The 15,023-nt window shown below is 66.6% G+C and carries 13 protein-coding genes; 7 read left to right on the forward strand and 6 right to left on the reverse strand.

Annotated elements, in window-relative coordinates:
* Nucleotides 1-275 precede the first annotated feature (275 nt).
* Nucleotides 276-857 carry a phasin family protein gene (locus QJT82_RS12740; protein WP_245288941.1) on the forward strand — a complete coding sequence of 194 codons (582 nt, stop codon included), beginning with the start codon at nucleotides 276-278 and terminating at the stop codon, nucleotides 855-857.
* A gap of 118 nt (nucleotides 858-975) precedes the next feature.
* Nucleotides 976-1,173: a hypothetical protein gene (locus QJT82_RS12745; RefSeq protein WP_028344673.1), complete on the forward strand. Its 198-nt coding sequence runs from the start codon at nucleotides 976-978 to the stop codon at nucleotides 1,171-1,173.
* 26 nt (nucleotides 1,174-1,199) lie between these two features.
* On the opposite strand, the gene QJT82_RS12750 is transcribed toward QJT82_RS12745, so the two are convergent.
* The 3 genes from QJT82_RS12750 to QJT82_RS12760 form a co-directional block, all read right to left on the reverse strand.
* Nucleotides 1,200-2,018, reverse strand: a complete 819-nt coding sequence (locus QJT82_RS12750) for a Crp/Fnr family transcriptional regulator (protein WP_245288940.1) — start codon at nucleotides 2,016-2,018, stop codon at nucleotides 1,200-1,202.
* A 248-nt stretch (nucleotides 2,019-2,266) separates the two neighbouring features.
* Complete coding sequence (locus QJT82_RS12755; RefSeq protein ID WP_264641902.1) at nucleotides 2,267-2,968, reverse strand: RlmE family RNA methyltransferase; 702 nt, start codon at nucleotides 2,966-2,968, stop codon at nucleotides 2,267-2,269.
* A 165-nt stretch (nucleotides 2,969-3,133) separates the two neighbouring features.
* Nucleotides 3,134-4,177, reverse strand: a complete 1,044-nt coding sequence (locus tag QJT82_RS12760) for a Ppx/GppA phosphatase family protein (protein WP_028344672.1) — start codon at nucleotides 4,175-4,177, stop codon at nucleotides 3,134-3,136.
* A gap of 218 nt (nucleotides 4,178-4,395) precedes the next feature.
* Here QJT82_RS12760 and QJT82_RS12765 point away from each other — a divergent pair, with 218 nt between their 5' ends.
* The gene (locus QJT82_RS12765) at nucleotides 4,396-6,768 is read left to right on the forward strand and encodes a xanthine dehydrogenase family protein molybdopterin-binding subunit (protein ID WP_028344671.1); all 2,373 of its coding nucleotides are present in this window, start codon (nucleotides 4,396-4,398) and stop codon (nucleotides 6,766-6,768) included.
* A gap of 158 nt (nucleotides 6,769-6,926) precedes the next feature.
* On the opposite strand, the gene QJT82_RS12770 is transcribed toward QJT82_RS12765, so the two are convergent.
* Nucleotides 6,927-7,730: a hypothetical protein gene (locus QJT82_RS12770; protein ID WP_028344670.1), complete on the reverse strand. Its 804-nt coding sequence runs from the start codon at nucleotides 7,728-7,730 to the stop codon at nucleotides 6,927-6,929.
* A 135-nt stretch (nucleotides 7,731-7,865) separates the two neighbouring features.
* Here QJT82_RS12770 and QJT82_RS12775 point away from each other — a divergent pair, with 135 nt between their 5' ends.
* From QJT82_RS12775 to QJT82_RS12785, 3 genes are all read left to right on the forward strand, one after another.
* The gene (locus QJT82_RS12775; RefSeq protein ID WP_028344669.1) at nucleotides 7,866-8,366 is read left to right on the forward strand and encodes a YaiI/YqxD family protein; all 501 of its coding nucleotides are present in this window, start codon (nucleotides 7,866-7,868) and stop codon (nucleotides 8,364-8,366) included.
* Between the two features lie 4 nt (nucleotides 8,367-8,370).
* Nucleotides 8,371-10,188 (forward strand): ABC-F family ATP-binding cassette domain-containing protein, encoded by a 1,818-nt coding sequence (locus QJT82_RS12780; RefSeq protein WP_028344668.1) that lies wholly within the window; start codon nucleotides 8,371-8,373, stop codon nucleotides 10,186-10,188.
* Between the two features lie 127 nt (nucleotides 10,189-10,315).
* Complete coding sequence (locus QJT82_RS12785) at nucleotides 10,316-11,395, forward strand: D-TA family PLP-dependent enzyme (protein WP_028344667.1); 1,080 nt, start codon at nucleotides 10,316-10,318, stop codon at nucleotides 11,393-11,395.
* Nucleotides 11,396-11,501: 106 nt separating this feature from the next.
* Here the strand turns inward: QJT82_RS12785 and QJT82_RS12790 are convergent, their stop codons facing one another.
* Entirely contained in the window at nucleotides 11,502-12,404 is a 903-nt protein-coding gene (locus tag QJT82_RS12790; protein ID WP_028344666.1) for a LysR family transcriptional regulator, read from the reverse strand.
* A gap of 93 nt (nucleotides 12,405-12,497) precedes the next feature.
* Here QJT82_RS12790 and QJT82_RS12795 point away from each other — a divergent pair, with 93 nt between their 5' ends.
* A complete protein-coding gene (locus QJT82_RS12795; protein WP_028344665.1) occupies nucleotides 12,498-13,715 on the forward strand; it encodes an MFS transporter in 1,218 nt (405 codons plus the stop codon).
* A 91-nt stretch (nucleotides 13,716-13,806) separates the two neighbouring features.
* On the opposite strand, the gene QJT82_RS12800 is transcribed toward QJT82_RS12795, so the two are convergent.
* A complete protein-coding gene (locus QJT82_RS12800) occupies nucleotides 13,807-15,021 on the reverse strand; it encodes a TIGR03862 family flavoprotein (RefSeq protein WP_028344664.1) in 1,215 nt (404 codons plus the stop codon).
* Between the last annotated feature and the right edge of the window lie 2 nt (nucleotides 15,022-15,023).

Here is a 15,023-nt window from a genome sequence, read left to right on the forward strand (position 1 = left end):
TGGGGGTTTTCTCCCGGTGGGCTTGGGGGGCATTGGCCGGGAGCAACGGAATCGACTCCGGGCGCGCGCCGAGGTTCCAACCGGTCGCACTGAATTGCCTTCGTGCGTGTGTCGCGACCGGGACCGCGCCCGGCCAGGCTCTCCTGGCGCAAGCGGTCGAGATGTGTTCGATGAATCGCCGCCGCTTCGTCCCGGAAAAAAATCTCCGCGAGAGTCAGAAAGCGAACGGAAGCTACGCCGCCGATCCTGCATAGTCCGGCTCAAGCGGGCACGCGGTGACCCGGCATTCAGCAAAAAGCCATGTGGAAGGAAGCGCTCCAGGTGCGCTTCCCCAGCGTCCGTGCACCGCGAGGCGCGGATTTTCCTTGATCTGGTTTCGCTTGAAAGGATCAGAGCCAGTGAGTGACGTCCATACGAATGAAGTGAGCGATAATCCGAAAGCCAGCGGCTTTGGCCTGCCCCTGTTCGCGTTGCCTCAGGCCTTTCAGGGTATCGCCGAACAAAATGCGAGGCGTGCCCGAGAACAGCTCGAGAAGGCCAAGGAAGCTTCGGAGGAAATCTCTGTCCTGCTCAAGGAAGCATACGCGGTCAACGCCAAGGGCGCCGCGGACTACGCAGCCAAGGTGATCGATATCTCGCATATCAACGCCAGTTCGGCCCTCGCTTTCATATCCGAGCTCGCCGGCACCAGGTCGCTGTCGGAAGCCATCCAGCTTTCGGCCGATCACGGCCGCAAGGCTTTCGAAGTGACGACCGCGCAGAACAAGGAGCTCTGGGAGATCGCGAAGAAGGTCGCGACCGAGACCTCCGAGCCGATCAAGAAGAGCCTTGCAAAGGCCCTGAAAACACCTTCCTGAGGAGCCGCCCCCCCCCCCGCTCCCAGGCCGGCTGGACCAAGCGTCTCCGATCAGAAGGGGCGCGGTCCAGCCGACGGTGCGCGGGACCAGCAATCCCTGACATTGGAGGAGGACCGAGGTGGGCGTCATCATGATCAAATGCCCGCGGACGGGACGTGCGATCAATACCGGCATGAAATCCGACCGCGAGACGTTCCGGCGCAGCACCGTGTTCTTTTCGCGCAGCTATTGCACGAGCTGTCGGACCAATCACGAATGGTTCGCCAGGGAGGCGTGGGTCCACGAACCCGAGCAGGAATTGCGCAAGGCGTCCTGACACCTGCGTCTGCGTTGCAACCGCATTCAATGGCTTCGTGATCGCTCAGCACCCGCGCCGCGTGCATGTGCATGAACCTTGTCGCCATTGGTCCACGGCCGGGCGTGCGAACGCGGAGGTCCATGTGGCGGCGCGCCGCGACCGGACGACTTGATCCCCTCCGCGGATACGATGCGGTCGATCCTGCCGCGCATGATCTCGTAGCACTCGCAGGCCGCAGTTTCGAGCCGCGGCCTGTCGACCTCGATCGAGCTCCGCCGGTTGGAGCGGATTGCGCCCGAGGCGCGAAGCTTGTGCACGACATGGGTCACAGTCGTTCGTCGCACACCCAGCAATTCCGACAGCGTCTCCTGCGTCAGCGGCAGCGTGTCGTCACCGATCTGATCGTGAACCTGCAACAGCCACCGGGCCAGGCGGGCCTCCACGGAATGGAGCGCATTGCACGCCGCGATATGCTGGAACTGGACCAGCAACGACCGCATATGGAGCTGCACCGCACTGGCAAGCGCGTGACTGTGCGCGAGTGCGGCGTGAAATCGTGCCGGCGAAATCTGCCACGTCGTGCCCGCGACGCGAACCACCGCGGTCATCGGCGAGCGTATCGACCTGAGTGTCGACAGGATGCCGACGGCGCCCTCGTTGCCGATCATTGTCGTCGCAACGGCCTGTCCGTTCGGCATGTCCATGACGAACGCGATCAATGCCGTGCAGGGAAAATAGATCTGTTCGACGAGGTCGCCCGACCGGACCAGCACGGCGTCGCGTTCGAGCGATACCTTGCGAAGATGAGGCGCAAGCAAATCAAGATCGGCGGGCGGCAAGGCCGCCAAAAGGCGATTACCCATGCTCGATCTGCGTTCCATCACGGAAGAGCTCCGCAAGACGGAGGCGCGGCTCGCTGCACAAACCTGCCGTGGCGCCAGGTCGAAATACGCAACGAACAGCCCGCGCCGGGAAGATAGAATACGCCGTAACGGGAAGAGTTCCAATGGATTCAGGTCAGCCCGCGACCGCGCTCGCGTACCGGGACGGCGCCGGGCTCGACGAGGGATCATGGCTTGCCTTCGCGGAGGCTTCGGCGGACGCGTCGTCGCTACTCCCCGCGCGATGACGGCTGTTGCTGCCCGCGAAATCCCGTCGCCAGCACATAGCGCTCCGACGAATCCTGCCGGCTGGCGGCCGGCTTGACGTGGCGGACGGTCGCGAAATCGCGCTTCAGCTGCGCCACCAGCTCGGCGTCGGCGCCGCTCTGGAATACTTTTGCCAGGAACGTGCCGCCGGGATTGAGCACCTCGCCGGCGAAATGCGCGGCAGTCTCGACCAGGCCGATGATGCGCAGCTGATCGGTCTTGCGATGGCCGGTGGTGTTGGCGGCCATGTCGGACATCACGATGTCGGCGCGGCCGCCCATCATCGCGATCAGTTTTTCCGGCGCGTCATGGTCGAGGAAGTCGAGCTGCGCGAAGGTGACGCCGGGGATCTCGCCCATCTCCAGCAGATCGATCGCGACCACCTTGCCCTTGCCGTCGGCGGCACCGGTACGCTTGGCCGCGATCTGGCTCCAGCCGCCGGGCGCCGCGCCAAGGTCGACCACGGTCATGCCCGGCTTGAGCAGGCGATATTTGTCGTCGATCTCGGCCAGCTTGAACGCCGCGCGCGAGCGGTAGCCCATCGCCTTGGCCTTGGCGACATAGGGATCGTTGAGCTGGCGCTCGAGCCAGAGTTTTGACGATAGCTTGCGCTTGCCGCCGCTCTTGACCGTGACGTGCAGCCGCCCGGTGGTGTCTTTCGCCATACTGCTTCTCTACTCCCTCGCCCCGCTCTTGCGGGGAGAGGGTTGGGGTGAGGGGCTGGTTCCGCAATGAAGGTGAGAGATGCGCTCGTGGAGAGTCCCCTCACCCGGATTGCATTGACATGCAATCCGGCCTCTCCCCGCAAGCGGGGCGAGGCAAGAGAAGCTCTAGCACGCTCGCAGCGCGCCGTCCTCGCGCATCATCTCGACCAGCATGCCCTCGCGCAGGCCGCGATCGGCGACGCGGAGCCGCGGCATCGGGAACGCATTGCGGATCGCATCGAGGATCGCACAGCCGGCGAGCACCAGATCGGCGCGCTCGACGCTGATGCAGTTGTTGTTGACGCGCGCCTCATAGCTCATGCCGAGCAGCCTCTGGATCGTCGCGGTGACGTCGCAATCGTTCATCCAGATGCCGTCGATGCGGCGGCGGTCATAGCGCGACAGATTGAGGAACACGCCCGCGAGCGTGGTCACGGTACCCGAGGTGCCGAGCATGTGCATGCCGCGCAGATCCTTGCCGTGCTCGGCCGCGAACGGCGCGACGTGCCGCGCGACCTCATCGATCATCTGCGCATACAAATCCCTGGTGACGTTCTTGCCGCCGAAATGTTCGGCCAGCGTGACGACGCCGAGCGGGACCGACATCCACGCCTTGATGCGTGGCGGCGCGTCGGGCGCGTTGGGGTCGCGCTCGATCCGCACCAGCTCGGTCGAGCCGCCGCCGATATCGAACAGGATGGCGCCCCGCCCCTTCGGATCGAGCAGCGGCGAGCAGCCGATCACGGCGAGCGTCGCCTCGGTCTCGCGATCGATCACCTCGAGCTCGATACCGGTCTCGGCCGCCACCCGCGCGCGAAAGCTCTCGGCGTTGCCGGCGGCGCGGCAGGCCTCGGTGGCGATCAGCCGCAGCCGGCGCGCCTTGCGATAGCGGATCTTGTCGCTGCAGATGGCGAGCGCGGCGATCGCACGCTCGATCGCGGCCTCGCTGATCGAGCCGGTGGCGGCGATGCCCTCGCCGAGCCGGATGATCCGCGAGAAGGAATCGACCACGCGGAACCCGTCGCCGGTGGGACAGGCGATCAACAGCCGGCAATTGTTGGTGCCAAGGTCGAGCGCGGCGTAGACGCCACTTTCCGCCGCTGCCGCAACCAACCCTGGCGGGGCTTCGCTGGCCGGGGGGCCGTCGCAAAGCCGCACATGGTCGTTCATCAAAACTGTCTTTCCGCAGGACCCCGAGGTGGATCCAGGAGGATCCTTGGGCCCGCCGAATAATTGTCGTTCACGGAAACTTTAGCAGCGTCAAAGCCCTACGCAACTCCGTTCACATTGGGTCCATGCCCAATCGGGCGTTGTCGTTAAGGGAGGCGTGCGTTATCTCCTCAACGCCCCTAAACTCCAGCAAATCCGGGCATTTCAGGTCATTTTCGATGCAAGATCACACGCCGCCTGCCTCTCTCGAAAACGCTATCGCACTGCAAAAATACGGTGTCGGACAGCCTGTTCGACGAAAGGAGGACGACACCCTGGTGCGCGGCAAGGGCAAATACACCGACGATTTCTCCCTGCCGGGCCAGGCGTATTGCTGGATGGTTCGCTCCTCCCATGCCCATGGAGTCATCAAGGGCATCGATACGGCGGCGGCCAAGGCGATGCCGGGCGTGCTCGGGGTTTGGACCGGCGCCGACCTTACGGCCGCCGGCTACAACCCCTTCACCTGCGGCCTGCCGTTGAAGAACCGCGACGGCTCGCCGCTCAAGCAGACCAACCGCCCCGCGCTCGTGACCGACAAGGTGCGCTTCGTCGGCGATCCCGTGGCCTTCGTGGTCGCGGAGACCGCGGCGCAGGCGCGCGACGCGGCTGAGGCCGTGGAGGTCGATATCGAACCGCTGCCGGCGGTGACCGACGCGGCCGAAGCCGCCAGGCCCGGCGCGCCGCAGCTCTATGACGACATCCCTGATAACGTCGCGCTCGACTATCACTATGGCGACACCGCCAAGATCGAGGCGGCGTTCGCCGGCGCGGCGCACGTCACCAAGCTCGACATCGTCAACACCCGCGTCGCCGTGGTCTCGATGGAGCCGCGCGTCGCCCTCGCGCATTACGACAAGACAACCGAACGCTTCACGCTGCAGGTGCCAACCCAGGGCGTCTCGGGCAACAAGGCGATCCTGGCGCGCCTGCTCAACGTGCCCGCCGACAAGGTCCGCATCCTCACCGGCAATGTCGGCGGCTCGTTCGGGATGAAGAACCTCAACTATCCCGAATACACCTGCATCGCGCATGCGGCGCGCGAGCTCGGCCGCCCTGTGAAGTGGCTGGATGAGCGCTCGACCAGCTTCCTCTCCGACAGCCAGGGCCGCGCGCAGCTGATCCATGCCGAGCTCGCGCTCGATGCCGACGGCAAGTTCCTCGCGGTGCGACTGTCCGGCCACGGCAATCTCGGCGCCTATATCACCGGCGTCGCGCCGGGCCCGCTGTCGCTCAACACCGGCAAGAACCTCGCCAGCGTCTATCGCACGCCGCTGCTCGGCGTCGACATCAAGACGGTCCTGACCAACACCACGCTGATGGGCGCCTATCGCGGCGCCGGCCGGCCCGAGGCCAATTACTACATGGAGCGGCTGATCGATGCCGCCGCCGACGAGATGGGCATCAACCGCTTCACGCTGCGCAAGCGCAACTTCATCAAGCCGTCGCAGCTGCCCTTCCCGGCGGCCTCCGGCGTCACCTATGACAGCGGCGATTTCGCCGGCGTGTTCCAGAAGGCGTTGGAGATCTCCGATTACGAGAACTTCACCAAGCGCAAGAAGGAGAGCAAGAAGAGCGGCAAGCTGCGCGGGATCGCCGTCGGCTCCTATCTCGAGGTCACCGCGCCGCCGAGCGGCGAGCTCGGCAAGATCAGCTTCGAGCCCGACGGCTCAGTGAAGCTCACCACCGGCACGCTCGATTATGGCCAGGGCCACGCCACCCCGTTCGCGCAGGTGCTGTCCGACCAGCTGGGGGTGCCCTTCGAGAAGATCACGCTCGAACAGGGCGACAGCGATCTGGTCCGCTTCGGCAACGGCACCGGCGGCTCGCGCTCGATCACCGCGACCGGCCAAGCGATCGTCGAGGCTTCCGCGCTGGTGGTCGAGAAGGGCAAGAGGGCGGCCGCGCATATGCTGGAGGCATCCGAGGCCGACATCGAATTCGGCGCCGGCCGCTTCACTATCGCCGGCACCGACCGCTCGATCGGCATCATGGAGCTCGCCGAGCGGATGCGCGCCGGCAAGATGCCCGAAGGCACGCCGGAGACGCTCGACGTCGATCACGCCACCAAGGAGACGGCGTCGACCTTCCCGAACGGCTGCCACGTCGCCGAGGTCGAGATCGATCCCGACACCGGCGTGACGCGGATCGTGCGCTACTCGGCGGTCAACGATTTCGGCGTCGTGGTCAATCCGATGATCGTCGCGGGCCAGCTCCACGGCGGCGTCGCGCAGGGCATCGGCCAGGCGCTGATGGAGGAAGTCAGCTACGACGCCTCAGGCCAGCCGATCACCGGCTCGTTCATGGACTACGCGCTGCCGCGTGCCGGCGACGTGCCGTCGATGCTGGTCGGCGATCATCCCTCGCCGGCAAAATCCAACCCGCTCGGCACCAAGGGCTGCGGCGAGGCCGGCTGCGCCGGCAGCCTCGTCTGCATCGTCAACGCCGTGGTCGACGCGCTGTCGGAGTACGGCATCAAGCACATCAACATGCCGCTGACGCCGGAACGCGTCTGGCGCGCGATCCAGGACGCCAAGGCGAAGGCGGCGTAGCGCGCTCGGCCGCCGCCAACACCACTGTCATCGCCCGCGCAGGCGGGCGATCCAGTATTCCAGAGGCGGCAGTGCTTGAGCCGAGGGGCCGCGGCGTACTGGATACCCCGCATGCGCGGGGTATGACACCTGTGGCGTGGAGACGACGTGCCCCTTCCCTACGCCGCGGCCTGCTCGCGCGGCTGGGTGATCGCGATGTGCCGGCAATGCGCGAGCGGCACGCCGTTACCGAGCACCAGCGCGTCGAGCTCGACGAAGCGGTGGCCCTTCTTGTCGTAATTGCCGGTCACCTTGGCACGCGCGGTCAGCTCGTCGCCGATCTTGCCGGCCGACAGCAGCTGCATGCGGGTGCCGACATGGATCCAGGGCCCGAGGATCGCATTGTCGACCAGGACCTTGTTCATCACGCGCGGCAGGAGGCCGGGATGGCCGAGACCTTCGCGTAGATAGATCGGGTCAGTCTCCCTGATATCGGCGAGATATTCCTTCGCGGCATCGCCCGACCAGTCGCGCGGGATGGTGCCGAGCCACTTGCCCTCTTCATAGGACGACGCGCTGACCGGCTTGCGCTCGGCGACCGCGGCGACCTGCTTGTAGTCGTCGAGCACAAATTTCGGCGCGGATGCCAGCAGCGATGCGGTGCCGGTGGCGCAGAGCTCGCCGCGGCTGTGGAGCTCGATCGTGAGCCCATTGCCGGTCTCCTGTCCGGTCAATTCCGCGATCTCGCCGTCATAGACCGGCTTCACGAAGCGGGCCTCGATCAGACCGCGTTCGAGGAAATCGCGGCCCCATTTCTCGACCGGCAGGTGCATCATGTAGGCCATCACATCGACGCCGGGGACCAGCCCGCCGGAAAAGCCGAACTTCCGCGCCACCGTGTCGTCGTGGATCTTGTTCTCCGACAGTTTCGAGGTGTTGTACGCCGAGACGCGGTAGGTCAGCGAAGCCGTCTTCGAATCCATGGGGTTTCCCCTTATTTCCGTTGTTTTTCTCAGGCAATCGTAGTCGAACCGGTCAGCGTGACAAGCCTCTCGTTTTGCTCGCAATTTTCCGCCCGATGGAGTACACGCAGGCCGCGCCTGCCAACCCAGGAATCGATGACTGAAACCCCTGCCCCCACCCGCATCTATGTCGACGCCGACGCCTGCCCGGTGAAGGACGAGATCTATCGCGTCGCGATCCGACTCGGCGTGCCCGTCAGCATGGTCGCGGGCAATTTCATCCGCGTGCCGCAGGATCCGCTGATCGAGCGCATCGCCGCCGGTTCCGGCATGGATGCGGCCGACGACTGGATCGCGGAACGCGCGCGTGAGGGCGACATCGTGATCACGGCGGACATCCCGCTGGCGAGCCGCTGCGTCAAGGCCGGCGCCGATGTGATCGCGCCGAATGGCAAGCCGTTCACCGAACAGTCGATCGGCATGACGCTCGCGGTGCGCAATCTGATGACCGATCTGCGCTCGTCGGGCGAGATCACCGGCGGGCCGAAATCATACTCGCCGCGCGACCGCTCGACCTTCCTGTCGACGCTCGACCAGACCATCCGCCGCATCCAGCGCCGCCGCGCCGAGCAGGCGCCAGCGAGCCAGCAGGGTTAGCGCGATGGCTCCGCCTCCTCTGATCCAGCTCAAGGACATGAGCCTCACCTTTGGCGGCACGCCGCTGCTGACGGGCGTCGAGCTGTCGGTCTCCGCCGGCGAGCGCGTCTGCCTGATCGGCCGCAACGGCTCCGGCAAGTCGACGCTGCTGCGCATCGCGGCCGGCCTGGTCGAGCCTGACGCCGGCAGCCGCTTCGTGCAGCCAGGCGCCACCATCCGCTATCTGCCGCAAGAGCCGGACTTCGGCGACCACAAGACGACGCTGGCCTATGTCGAGGCCGGCCTCGGCCCCGGCGACGACCACTACCAGGCGCGCTATCTGCTCGAACAGCTCGGCCTCAGCGGCGAGGAAGATCCGGCGCATGTCTCCGGCGGCGAGGCGCGCCGTGCGGCGCTGGCCCGGGTGCTGGCGCCCTCGCCCGATATCCTGCTGCTGGACGAGCCGACCAACCATCTCGACCTGCCGACCATCGAATGGCTCGAAGGCGAATTGGAAAGCCGGCGCTGCGCGCTGGTGCTGATCAGCCACGACCGCCGCTTCCTCACCAATTTGTCGCGCACCACGGCCTGGCTCGACCGCGGCCAGATCAGGCAGATCGAGCGCGGCTTCGGCGCCTTCGAGGCGTGGCGCGACGAGGTGCTGGCGGAGGAAGAGCGCGAGCAGCACAAGCTCGACCGCAAGATCGTCAACGAGGAGCACTGGCTGCGCTACGGCGTCTCCGGCCGCCGCAAGCGAAACGTCAAGCGGCTCGGCAATCTCTTTGCGCTGCGCGACCAGCGCCGCAACTATCGCGGCGCCACCGGCAATGCCACCCTCGCCGCTGCCGAAGCCGAAAAGTCCGGCCGGCTGGTGATCGAGGCCAAGAACATCGCGAAGGCGTTCGGCGAGCGCAAGATCGTCGACGGCTTCTCGACCCGGATCCAGCGCGGCGACCGGCTCGGCATCGTCGGCCCGAACGGCGCCGGCAAGACCACGCTGGTGCATCTGCTGATCGGCAACGATCCGCCCGACTCCGGTTCGGTGCGGCTCGGGGCCAATATCGAAATGGCGACGCTCGACCAGCATCGCGAAAGCCTCGACCCGAAGCTGACGCTGGCCGAGGCCCTGACCGGCGGCCGCGGCGATCACGTCATGGTCGGCGACAAGTCGAAGCACGTGATCGGCTACATGAAGGACTTCCTGTTCGCGCAGGAGCAGCGCGGCACGCCGCTGGAGGCGCTCTCCGGCGGCGAGCGCGGCCGCCTGATGCTGGCGCGCGCGCTGGCCAAGCCGTCCAACCTCTTGATCCTGGACGAGCCGACCAACGACCTCGATCTCGAAACCCTCGACGTGCTCGAGGACATGCTCGGCGATTACGAGGGCACGGTGATCCTGATCAGCCACGATCGCGACTTCCTCGACCGCGTGGTGACGTCGGTAATCGTGCCCGAAGGCCAGGGACGCTGGATCGAATATGCCGGCGGCTATTCCGACATGCTGGCGCAGCGCGGCGCCGACGTGAAGCGCGAGACGGTGAAGGCGGAAGCCCCGACCGAGGAGAAGAAGGAAGCCAGGGCCGCGGCGCCCGAAGCGGCACCGAGGCGCCGGCTGAGCTTCAACGAGAAGCACGCACTGGAAACCTTGCCGAAGACCATCGACAAGCTGCACAACGAGATCGCCAAGCAGCAGAAGCTGCTCGACGATCCCGATCTCTATACGAGGGATCGCAAGACATTCGACGCCGCCTCGGCCGCGATCGCAAAGGCGCAGGAGGAGCTCGCCGCCGCCGAGGACCGCTGGCTCGAACTCGAAGTGCTGCGCGAAGAGATCGAACAGGCATGAACATGATGATTCTTGCCGTCATTGCGAGGAGCGGAGCGACGAAGCAATCCATGCATCTGCAAACGCGGGCAGATGGATTGCTTCGCTCCGCTCGCAATGACAGAAATTCTGCAATGGAGCCGCCCCGATGACCACGCCCCTCGCCGCCAAGATCGCCAAGGAATACGGCACGCCCTGCGCCGTGATCGATATGGACCGGGTCGAGCGCAACATCGCGCGCATCCAGAAGGCCTGCGACGAGGCCGGCGTCGCCAACCGTCCGCACATCAAGACGCACAAGAACCCGATGCTGGCGCAGCTGCAGATCAAGGCCGGCGCCAAAGGCATCACCTGCCAGAAGCTCGGCGAGGCCGAGATCATGGCGGACGCTGGCATCGACAACATCCTGATCAGCTACAATCTGCTCGGCGACGAGAAGATGGCGCGGCTCGGCGCGCTGCAAGCAAAGGCCAACGTCACCGTCGCTGCCGACAACTCCGTCGTCGTCGGCGATCTGCCGAAGGCCGCAGCCGCCTCCGGCCGCCCGCTCTCGGTCGTGGTCGAATGCGACACCGGCCGCAAGCGCGCCGGTGTCGAGACCCCGGCCGAGGCGATCGCGCTGGCGCGCGAGATCGCAGCCTCCAAAGGCCTCGCCTTCGCGGGCTTCATGCTGTACCCGACCGAGACCGGCTGGGCCGATGCGCAGAAATTCTACGACGAGGCGCTGTCCGGCGTGCGCGCCCACGGCCTCGATGCGACAATCGTCTCCACCGGCGGCACGCCGAACCTGAAGAATCTCGGCAAGCTGAAGGGCGGAACCGAGCATCGCTTCGGCACCTACATCTACAACGACCGCATGCAGGTCGCGGCCGGCGTTGCGACCTGGGACGATTGCGCGCTGCACATCTATTCCACCGTCGTCAGCCGCGCCGGCCCGGAGCGCGGCATCCTCGACGCCGGCTCCAAGACGCTGACCTCTGACACCGGCGGCCTCGAAGGCCACGGCCTGATCCTCGAACATCCCGAGGCCAGGATCGCGCGCTTCGCCGAGGAGCACGGCTTTCTCGACCTCTCCCGCAGCAACACGCGGCCCAATGTCGGCGACATCGTGCGGATCGTGCCCAATCATGTCTGCGTCGTCGTCAACATGATGGACGAGGTCGTGATGGTGCGCGGCGACGAGATCATCGGTGCGCTGCCGGTGACGGCGCGGGGCAAGCTGCGCTAGCCGCATCCCGCGACCTCGTAGGATGGGTAGAGCGCAGCGAAACCCATCATGCTTCCGCGCAGATGAAAGGTGATGGGTTTCGCTTCGCTCTACCCATCCTACGCATTTACCCCCGCATCAGCGCCTGCAGTTCGCGGTCGAGCGCTGAGCGAAACACCTCGATCGGCCGCGCCAGGCGGCCGGCCGGCGGGCGATGCACGATCCAGGCGCGCACCGCGGGATTAAAATCCGCGATCTTCACGGCCTTGAGCCGGCTGCGGATCGGGCTTCGTTTCAGCGCCACCGGCGTCACGAGGCCGATGCCGAGCCCGCGCGCCACCAGCGACAGCCGCAGCTCGCTGTCGAGCGCCTCGACCGCGATGTTGAACGGCAGATGCGCCGCATCGAAATGGCGCTTCAGCGTCTGGCGAAAGCCGCAGCCGTCCTGGTTGATCACCCATCCGGTCCGCGACAGCCATTCGAGATCGACTGACTTCGGCGTCTTCATGTCGCGCGCGACGACGAACACCACCGGCTGCGCGCCGAGGTCGGAGGCCACGAGATCGTCGGGCGGCGCGGTGCCGTCAGGAAGGCAGATCGCCGCGGCATCGAGCTCGTTGCGGCTGACCCGCTCCATGTGGTTGGGCGACCAGCCCGAGACGACGCGCACCGCCAGCGCGGGAAATTCGCCGCGCACCGCGTCGAGCGGTCCTGTCAGCCCCGCCTCCGACAAGAACGGCGTCAGGCCGAGCCTGAACTCACCGCGCACCACGCCGTCATTGGCGACGCCTGACTTGAGGTCGTCGAGCATGCGCAGCAGCCGGCGGCCCTGCTCATAGGCCTCGATTCCCGCCGCCGTCGGCTTCAGCGGCTTGGAGAGCCGGTCCAAGAGCTGCGCGCCGAGCATCACCTCGAGATTCTGGATCCGCCGCGTCACGCCGGGCTGGGTCAGGTTCAGCCGCGCCGAGGCCGCGACGATCGATCCGGTCTCCACCACGGCGACGAACGCCACGAGGTCATGGGTGTTCATAACAATCTCGCATATTCTTCATCATCTTATTTGAGTTGTAGCATATTAGGCCCATCCCCTAAAGGGGGCCTCGCCACTCCATCGCGAGGCCCCATGACCATCTCCGAAGCCACCAAACTCTCCCCGGCGCGCACCGTCGCCGTGCGTCCCCTGATCTGGATCGGCGCCATCACGACCGGCACCGTCGTCACCAATCTCTTTGCGCCGCAAATCCTCGTTGGCCTGATGGGCCGCTCGCTCGGCATGACCGCGCTAGAGGCCGGCCTGATCTCGACGCTGACCCTGCTCGGCTACGCGCTCGGGCTGCTGCTGCTGGTGCCGCTGGTCGACCTCGTCGAGAACAAGCGGCTGATCCTGCGGACGCTGGCCTGCGCCATCGTCGCCGCGATCGGCACCGCGATGGCGCCGACGCCGCTGATCCTGCTCGCCGCCACGTTCATCCTCGGCGCCTCCTGCGCCGCGATCCAGATGGTGGTGCCGCTGGTAGCGTCGATGGTGCCGCCGGAGCGCCGCGGACAGGCGATCGGCGATGTCATGAGCGGCCTGATGATCGGCATCCTGCTGTCGCGGCCGATGGCGAGCCTGATCGCGGACAGCTGGAACTGGCGCGGCTACTATGTCACCTCGGCCGTGCTGATGACGGTGCTCGCCTCAGCACTGGCGCGCACGCTGCCGACGCTACAGCCGGCGGCGAAGGTCAGCTACGGCGCGCTGCTGCGTTCGTTCCCGACCCTGCTGCGCGAGGAGCCGGTGCTGCGCGTTCGCTCCTGGACCGCGGCGCTGGTGATGGCCTCGTTCACCGCGTTCTGGGCTGCCGTCGCGCTGCGCCTGCCGGATGCGCCGTTCAAGCTCGACGCCAGGGGGATCGCGCTGTTCGCGCTGATCGGCGTTGCCGGCGCTGTCGCGACACCGCTGGCCGGCCGCTGGGGCGACCGTGGCCTGGCGCGGCCGATGCTGATCGGCTCGCACCTCCTGATATCGGCATCGCTCGCGCTGTGCGCTTGGGCCGGCGTGATCGAATCCCGAATCGCGGCGCTGGTCGTGCTGAGCCTCGGCACCATCCTGCTCGATCTCGGCATCACCACCGACCAGACGCTCGGCCGCCGCGCCGTCAACCTGCTGCGCCCCGAGGCGCGCGGCCGGATCAACGGCCTGTTCGTAGCGCTGTTCTTCATCGGCGGCGCGGTGGGCGCGGCAGCGGCATCGGCGGCGTGGAGCTTTGGTGGCTGGACCGCGGTGTGTGCGGTGGCTGCGGTGTTCGGCGTGCTCGGCCTAATCACGGACATCGCGACGAAGACGGGATCGGAGTGAGCGGCATCGCGTAGGATGGGTAGAGCGCAGCGAAACCCATCATGTCTCCGCGCGGTAGAAAGTCGATGGGTTTCGCTGCGCTCTACCCATCCTACGAATTGAGCCAATTCAACACTCCCTTCCCAGCGGCGACGCCCGTTGCAAACGACGCCTGCAACAGATAGCCGCCGGTCGGCGCTTCCCAATCGAGCATCTCACCGGCGGCGAAGACGCCGGGCAGCCGCCGCAGCATGAACTGCGCGTCGAGCTCGTCGAACCTGATCCCGCCGGCGCTCGAGATCGCGCGAGCGATCGGCGCCACGCCTGACACCTTGATCGGCACCGCATTGATCAGCTCGGCCAATTCGGCCGGCGGCAGCGCGGCCAGCGAACGGCCGGCGGCGACTGTCGCCTCGTGCAACAGCCCGATGCCGACCGGCGAGAGCTGCGCGGCCTTGCGCAGGAAATTGGACAAGGATTGCTTGCCCTTCGGCGCCGACAGACGCACGACCAGTTCGTCGCGCGCGGCATCGGGCCGCAACGCCACCGTCAGTGTCGCCGTTCCCTTCGCGAGCACCGCCTCGCGCAATTCCGCCGACAGCGCATAGATGGCGCCGCCCTCGATGCCGGCGCGGGTGACGATCGCCTCGCCGCGCACGGTATCCGGACCAATCGTGAGCGCGACGCCCTTGAGCGGCTGGCCCTCGAACCTGTCGCGGAAGATATCCGACCAGGCAACCGTGAAGCCGGAATTGGCTGGCTTGATCGGCGCCACGGCAACGCCCTTTGCGGCAAGGATATCCGCCCACGCGCCGTCGGAGCCGAGCCGCGGCCAGCTCGCGCCGCCGAGTGCCAGCACGGTCGCATCGGCCTTGACCACGCGCGGGCCGTCCGGCGTCTCGAACAGCAGTGCGCCGCGCGCGTCCCATCCAACCCAGCGATGCCGGAATGCAAATTGCACGCCCGCGGCATCGAGCCGCCGCAGCCAGGCGCGCAGCAGGGGCGATGCCTTGAACGCCACGGGAAACACCCGGCCGCTGCTGCCGACAAATGTCGGCTGCCCCAGCGCCTCGCTCCAGGCCCGTAATGCGTCGGGCGGAAATGCCTCGACCGCAGCCTTCAGACGCGGCAGCGCCTCGCGATAGCGCGCAAGGAAATCCGGCAGCGGTTCGGAGTGGGTGAGATTGAGCCCGCCACGGCCGGCCATCAGGAATTTGCGGCCGGCCGACGGCATCGCGTCGTAGACGGTGATTTGTGCGCCACCTTGCGCGAGCATCTCCGCCGCCATCAGGCCGGCAGGTCCGGCTCCGATGACGGCGACGGTCATGC

The organism is Bradyrhizobium sp. Mp19, from assembly GCF_029952935.1.
GTDB lineage: Bacteria > Pseudomonadota > Alphaproteobacteria > Rhizobiales > Xanthobacteraceae > Bradyrhizobium > Bradyrhizobium elkanii.

Bases quoted from the DNA above. Each gene is read 5' to 3' on its own strand.
- QJT82_RS12750 (WP_245288940.1), bottom strand. From the start codon at position 2,018: ATGGGTAATCGCCTTTTGGCGGCCTTGCCGCCCGCCGATCTTGATTTG.
- QJT82_RS12755 (WP_264641902.1), bottom strand. From the start codon at position 2,968: ATGGCGAAAGACACCACCGGGCGGCTGCACGTCACGGTCAAGAGCGGC.
- QJT82_RS12760 (WP_028344672.1), bottom strand. From the start codon at position 4,177: ATGAACGACCATGTGCGGCTTTGCGACGGCCCCCCGGCCAGCGAAGCC.
- QJT82_RS12765 (WP_028344671.1), top strand. From the start codon at position 4,396: ATGCAAGATCACACGCCGCCTGCCTCTCTCGAAAACGCTATCGCACTG.
- QJT82_RS12770 (WP_028344670.1), bottom strand. From the start codon at position 7,730: ATGGATTCGAAGACGGCTTCGCTGACCTACCGCGTCTCGGCGTACAAC.
- QJT82_RS12775 (WP_028344669.1), top strand. From the start codon at position 7,866: ATGACTGAAACCCCTGCCCCCACCCGCATCTATGTCGACGCCGACGCC.
- QJT82_RS12780 (WP_028344668.1), top strand. From the start codon at position 8,371: ATGGCTCCGCCTCCTCTGATCCAGCTCAAGGACATGAGCCTCACCTTT.
- QJT82_RS12785 (WP_028344667.1), top strand. From the start codon at position 10,316: ATGACCACGCCCCTCGCCGCCAAGATCGCCAAGGAATACGGCACGCCC.
- QJT82_RS12790 (WP_028344666.1), bottom strand. From the start codon at position 12,404: ATGAACACCCATGACCTCGTGGCGTTCGTCGCCGTGGTGGAGACCGGA.
- QJT82_RS12795 (WP_028344665.1), top strand. From the start codon at position 12,498: ATGACCATCTCCGAAGCCACCAAACTCTCCCCGGCGCGCACCGTCGCC.
- QJT82_RS12800 (WP_028344664.1), bottom strand. From the start codon at position 15,021: ATGACCGTCGCCGTCATCGGAGCCGGACCTGCCGGCCTGATGGCGGCG.